Annotated in this window: 6 protein-coding genes and 1 pseudogene; 3 read left to right on the forward strand and 4 right to left on the reverse strand. The window is 73.8% G+C overall.

Annotated elements, in window-relative coordinates:
- The first annotated feature begins 163 nt into the window (after nucleotides 1–163).
- On the forward strand, nucleotides 164–823 hold the full coding sequence (locus tag E1165_RS27835) for a hypothetical protein (RefSeq protein WP_243705022.1): 660 nt from the start codon (nucleotides 164–166) through the stop codon (nucleotides 821–823).
- 8 nt (nucleotides 824–831) lie between these two features.
- Nucleotides 832–1,503, forward strand: a complete 672-nt coding sequence (locus E1165_RS27840) for a class F sortase (RefSeq protein WP_132394671.1) — start codon at nucleotides 832–834, stop codon at nucleotides 1,501–1,503.
- Nucleotides 1,504–1,513: 10 nt separating this feature from the next.
- Here E1165_RS27840 and E1165_RS27845 read toward each other — a convergent pair whose 3' ends face one another.
- The 4 genes from E1165_RS27845 to E1165_RS27865 all read right to left on the reverse strand — a co-directional run bounded on the left by E1165_RS27845 (nucleotide 1,514) and on the right by E1165_RS27865 (nucleotide 4,526).
- Nucleotides 1,514–1,825 carry an antibiotic biosynthesis monooxygenase gene (locus tag E1165_RS27845; protein ID WP_132394672.1) on the reverse strand — a complete coding sequence of 104 codons (312 nt, stop codon included), beginning with the start codon at nucleotides 1,823–1,825 and terminating at the stop codon, nucleotides 1,514–1,516.
- Nucleotides 1,826–2,113: 288 nt separating this feature from the next.
- Nucleotides 2,114–2,584 (reverse strand): GNAT family N-acetyltransferase, encoded by a 471-nt coding sequence (locus E1165_RS27855; protein ID WP_243705023.1) that lies wholly within the window; start codon nucleotides 2,582–2,584, stop codon nucleotides 2,114–2,116.
- 73 nt (nucleotides 2,585–2,657) lie between these two features.
- Nucleotides 2,658–3,455: an exodeoxyribonuclease III gene (locus E1165_RS27860; protein WP_132394673.1), complete on the reverse strand. Its 798-nt coding sequence runs from the start codon at nucleotides 3,453–3,455 to the stop codon at nucleotides 2,658–2,660.
- Between the two features lie 150 nt (nucleotides 3,456–3,605).
- Nucleotides 3,606–4,526 (reverse strand): proteasome assembly chaperone family protein, encoded by a 921-nt coding sequence (locus tag E1165_RS27865; RefSeq protein ID WP_132394674.1) that lies wholly within the window; start codon nucleotides 4,524–4,526, stop codon nucleotides 3,606–3,608.
- A 417-nt stretch (nucleotides 4,527–4,943) separates the two neighbouring features.
- On the opposite strand from E1165_RS27865, the pseudogene E1165_RS27870 reads away from it, so the two are divergent.
- Nucleotides 4,944–5,273, forward strand: a pseudogene (locus E1165_RS27870) (hypothetical protein); the annotation flags it as partial.

Genomic DNA, 5,273 nt, shown 5'->3' on the forward strand with positions numbered 1-5,273 from the left:
GCGGTGGGGTTCGGGTCGGTGGGGGTCACAGCGACCCGAGCGTACGCGACGGTTCCGGCGGATCGGATGTGAGCTACGCCCGGGGGTGAGACGATTCTCCCGTACGGCAGGCCGGTGCTTCCGTCGCCCCGGCGCTGCGGCGAGGGCGGTGAGAGGGGGCAGCATGTCGGTCACGCTCCGGCGCACCGCGATGGCGATCGCGGTCGGCGCTCTCGGCCCGGTGCTGGGCGCCGCCACCCCGCTGCTCACTGCCCCGCTGCTCACTGCCCCGCCGCTCGCTGCCCCGGCGCTCGCCGCGCCGCCGCCGGCCGTGGCGCCCGGTCCCGGTGACCCGGCGGAGGGCTGGCCCGGGTCGGACGAGCGCCGACAGCCTTCCGGGCAGGTCTTCGTCGAGGTGCGCCCCGGCATGGTGCGACCCGGCTACCTGGTCGGCATCCGGGCGAGTTGCCACGACAACTCCGTCCCGGCGACGGTCGTCTCCGACGTCTTCGGCCGCATCCAGGCGTACCCGCAGTACGGGCAGTTGACCGCGTCGGCGACGGTGCGGGACCGCACCCGCCCCGGCAACTACCCGGTCAAGCTGGAGTGCCGCGACGGCGGCACCGCCTCGACGACGCTCCAGGTGGTCAAGCACGTGAAGCCCAGTCCCGGCCCGCACACCGGCTTCGGCGGGACGGCCGGTGGGTCGGATCTCGGCGGCCTGCTGGTGCCGGGGGGTCTGGCCCTGACCATCGCCGGGGCGGTCGTGGGCGTCGTCACGGCCCGCCGACGTGGCGCCGAGGGCGTCGCGGCCCACCAGCCGGCGGGTACGGCCCGGAGCTGAGTCTCGCCGTGGCCGCGCCGTCTCCCACCGCCCCGGCCGCCGCCCGTGACCGGCGACCGGCCCGCAGCCCGTGGTCGACGCCGCTGGCGGTGCTGCTGGTGCTGGTCGGCGTCTTCGCCACCGGCGCCGGCCTGGGGCGCACCGCCGGGCCGTTCGACTGGGCGGCCGGCTCTGGTGGCCCGGCGGGCGCCGACCGGCCGGCGGCGCGCGGGTTGCCGGCGAGCCGGCCGGTCAGCCTGGTGGTTCCGGCGATCCGCGTGGACGCGCCGGTGGCTCCGGTCGGGCAGGCGAAGGACGGGTCGATCGCCGTGCCGCCGCTGAGCCGGCACCACGAGACCGGCTGGTACGACCGTGGCCCCACCCCGGGCGAGCCCGGCCGGGCGATCATCGTCGGTCACGTGGACTCCACCAGTGGCCCGGCCGTCTTCTACGACCTGCGTAGGCTCAAGCCCGGCGACGAGATCCAGGTGACCCGGGACGACCGGCGGGTGGTCGTCTTCCGGGTCGACTCGGTGGAGCACTTTGACAAGTCCCAGCTGCCGGCCGAGCGGGTCTACGGCGACGACGGCCCGCCGGCGCTCCGGTTGATCACCTGCGGCGGTGCCTGGGTGGGCGGCGACACCGGCTACCGGGACAACGTCATCGCCTTCGCCTCGCTGGTCGAGACCCGCCAACCCTGAGCCGGCCGGCTCAGCTCTTGCCGCTGACCTGCTGCACGACCTCGAACTCCAGCAGGGTCGCGCCGGAGGCGACCGGTGGCCGCCGCTCGCCGTCGGCGTGCGCGGCGCGGGACGGCCCGGACGCCCAGGCCTGGTAGGCCTCCTCGCTCTCCCACTTGGTGTAGACGAAGTAGCGGCTCTCCCCGGCGACCGGGCGGAGCAGTTCGAAGCCGAGGAATCCGGGGGAGTTCTCCACCGCGCCGGCCCGGGCGGCGAACCGCTTCTCGAGTTCCTCGCCCGCGCCGGGCGGGACGTCGATCGCGTTGATCTTCACGACTGCCATGCCCTCACCCTAGCGAGAACACGTGGTCCGGCTGTGCCCCGCGTCCGGCGTGGTGTCGGCCTCCGTCGGCCTCGCCGGCGGACGGCGGCCTCCTTGACGACTTCATCCAGGCGGATCGTGAGCGCGGCCTGGGCACGTACGGGATTCATCTGTGCCGCGAGGGTCGGCCGCCGGTCGAGCGCCGGGTCCGGTCCGAGGCGCCCGCCTCGCGCGGTCGCTGCGACAGGAAGGCCGGTGGGGTGGCCGGCAGGCTGGTCCTGGAGCGGCTGGCCCGACCGCTTCCGGCAGCTAGGTCTCGGACAGCGCCAGCCGCACGATGATCTCGCCGCTACCGTCCAGCTCGCCGGTGGGCGTGAACCCGAGCCGTCGGTAGAACCCGGCCGGCCCACCGTCTCCGGGTACGTAGCTCGTCAGTAGCTGCGTCGCGCCTTCGGCCCGGACGAGCGCCGCGACCTGGCGAACGGTCTCGGCGCCGTAGCCGCGGCCCTGGTACCGCTCGTCGATGGCCAGCTTCCAGAGAAACCAGGGCCCGATGACGTCCGGGGGCCGCGGCGACACGTTCCAGCTGAGCATCACGAACCCCACCGGCTCATCGCCGGCGTAGACCGCTCGACACCATGGCTTGGCGTGCGCGTACCGCGCGGCGTCAGCCAGCGCGTCGCGTACCGACCCGACGAACCGTTCCTGCTCGGGCGCGACCCGCAGCGCGATGATCGCGGCACGGTTCTCGTCAGTGATCTCGCGGAGTGTCACCACCATGGCGGTCAGCCTACGAGCAGCACCGCCTGTCGACGCGCTCCGGCCGGGCGGCTGCTCGCCGGCCCCGGCCGGGTCAGAAGGACTCGACGACCGGCACCAGATCGGCGTCCACCACGATCGGGGCGTGGTCCGAGGGCCCCTTGCCCTTGCGTGCCTCCCGGTCCACGTACGCCGAGCGGACGGCGCGGGCGAACGGCGCGGAGGCGTACACCAGGTCGATCCGCATGCCCTTGTTCTGGTGGAACATCCCGGCCCGGTAGTCCCAGTACGTGTAGGGGTGCGGGCCCTTCATCGGGGTCGGCACCACGTCGCTGAGCCCGAGGTCGCGCAGCGCCGCGAGAGCGGCCCGTTCGGCCGGGGTGACGTGGGTGGAGGCGACGAAGAGCGCGGGATCCCACACGTCGTCGTCGGTCGGCGCGACGTTGAAGTCGCCGCAGACCGCGACCGGCCCGCCGCCGGCCACCTCCGGTTCCAGCGCGTCGCGCAACGCGGCGAACCAGGCCAGCTTGTACGCGTAGTGCGGATCGCCGGGGGCCCGCCCGTTCGGTACGTACACCGACCAGACCCGGACCCCGTCGCAGGTGGCCGAGATGGCCCGTGCCTCCGGCTCGGGGAACCCGGGTTCGCCGGGGAAGCCGACGGTGACGTCGGCCAGCCCGACCCGGGACAGGACAGCCACCCCGTTCCACCGGCCGTCGCTGTGGCTGGCCACCTCGTAGCCCAGCTCGCCCACCTCGGCGGACGGGAAGGAGCCGTCGGGGCACTTGGTCTCCTGGAGGCAGACCACGTCCGGGCCGGTGGTGGCGAGCCAGTCCAGCAGTCGGGGTAGCCGGGCCTTCACCGAGTTCACGTTCCAGGTCGCCAGACGCATGCGTCCAGCCTGCCGCATCCGGTCGTGTCCCGCCGCCCGGGCGCGCCGCTGCCCACCCCACGGCGAACGGCGGCATCCGGTGGGCCGGACACCGCCGTTCGCGCCAGTCGGAGAGCGGGGGTGGGTGGGGACGGAAGTGGTGCGGGGCGGTCAGGTGTTCGGGGTGTCGCCCGGGCGGGTCTGCTCGGCCAGGAAGCGCTCCAGCTCGGCGCCGAGCTCGTCCGCCGTGGGCAGTGGCCCGGTCTCGGTGACGAGCAGGTTCTTCTCGGCGCGACCACGGGCGAAGGCGTCGTACTGCTCCTCCAGGGCGTGCACCAGCGCGGCGGCCTCGTCGGTCTGCGCGACCTGGCGGTCGATCTCGACCCGGACCACCTCTGCGGCGGCCCGTAGGCTCTCGCTGGGCAGCAGCAGACCGGTGGTCCGGGAGACCGAGGAGAGCAGCGCCTCGGCGGCGGCCGGATACTCGGTCTGGGCGACGTAGTGCGGCACGTGCGCGGCGAAACCCACGGCGTCGCGACCCTGCTCGCCGAGCCGGTACTCCAGCAGGTTGCCGACGCTGCCGGGGACCTGCACCCGTTGCAGCCACGGTTCGTACCCGGCGATCAGCTCGCGTCGGGTGGCGTGCGCGGTCACACCGGCGGGCCGGGTGTGCGGCACGGCCATCGGGATCGAGTTGAGCCCGATGGTGAGCCGGACGTCGAGCCGGGCGGACAGCCCGCCGACCGCCGCCACGAAACGTTCCCACTGAAGGTCCGGCTCGGGGCCGGTGAGCAGCAGGAACGGGGTCTCGTCGTCGTCGTGCAGCAGGTGCAGCGCCAGCTCGGGAGCGTCGTAGTGCTCCCAGTGGTCCTCGACGAAGGTCATCACCGGTCGGCGGGACCGGTAGTCGAAGAGTTGGTCGACGTCGAAGGTGGCGATCTGACGGGACTCCAGCGAGGTGAGCAGCTGCTCGCGGGCCAGGCGGCTGGCGCCGCCGGCGTCGACGAAGCCGGTGAGCGCCTGGATCAGCACCGGCTGACCGAGGTCGGGCAGATCGTCGGTGAGCTGGTAGAGCTCGTGTGGGTCGAGCACCGGTTCGGACCTCCCTGGAAGCACGCGTACGGGGCCGCGCGCGCACGGCTCCCGTTCGGGGAACGTACCCGCTGTCGGGTTCCATTCCAGCGGCGGGCGAGCCGTCGACGATCCCGTGATCAAACCCGGGCGAAGGCTCCCATTTCGGCGATCATCCAGGGGTCGGGTCCCCCGAACGGTGTCTGTCGGGTAGGTGAACGGTGGAGTACGTCGATCATGTGAGGGGCTGGGGCGGTCTCGGCCCGGCTGCTCCGCGACGGCGCCGGCCACCCCGGCTTTCCGGGATGCCCGGTACGGCGTGTTCGGACGCCGGGGCGGTGGTGCGACGGCCGGTGTCCACTTCGCGGGTGGTGAAGTGTGGGCAGCGCCACTCGATGGTGCGGGTTGGCGGGCGGATCCATTGCCTAGCCTCGTCGGATGCGTGACGACGACACCATCGACGACCAGTGCGGCCTCGGCGGCACGACTGGCCGTTCGGACGATACATCATCGTCCGTTCAGGTCGGCGTTCTCCGCGGCGCCGCGGCGACCCGCTCCCTCCGTACCCGCCTCGGGGCCCTTGTTAACCCCCGCCGGCCGGCCCGGGTCGCCGCCGCCACCGGCCTGGCCGCCTGCCTGGGTCTGGCCGGCGTCGCCGGCTTCCAGGCCCGGTCCGCCGAGCCGGCGGCCCCGGCCGGCGTCGAGGCCGCCCTCGCCGAGCGGGCACAGCCCGACGCCGCCTCCCGTGACCAGCAGCGCACCCCGATC

It is taken from the genome of Micromonospora sp. KC723, from assembly GCF_004348595.1.
Lineage (GTDB): Bacteria > Actinomycetota > Actinomycetes > Mycobacteriales > Micromonosporaceae > Micromonospora.

What these genes read in the sequence shown, in the direction of transcription:
- E1165_RS27835 (WP_243705022.1), top strand. Translation starts at nt 164, where the DNA reads ATGTCGGTCACGCTCCGGCGCACCGCGATGGCGATCGCGGTCGGCGCT.
- E1165_RS27845 (WP_132394672.1), bottom strand. Translation starts at nt 1,825, where the DNA reads ATGGCAGTCGTGAAGATCAACGCGATCGACGTCCCGCCCGGCGCGGGC.
- E1165_RS27855 (WP_243705023.1), bottom strand. Translation starts at nt 2,584, where the DNA reads ATGGTGGTGACACTCCGCGAGATCACTGACGAGAACCGTGCCGCGATC.
- E1165_RS27860 (WP_132394673.1), bottom strand. Translation starts at nt 3,455, where the DNA reads ATGCGTCTGGCGACCTGGAACGTGAACTCGGTGAAGGCCCGGCTACCC.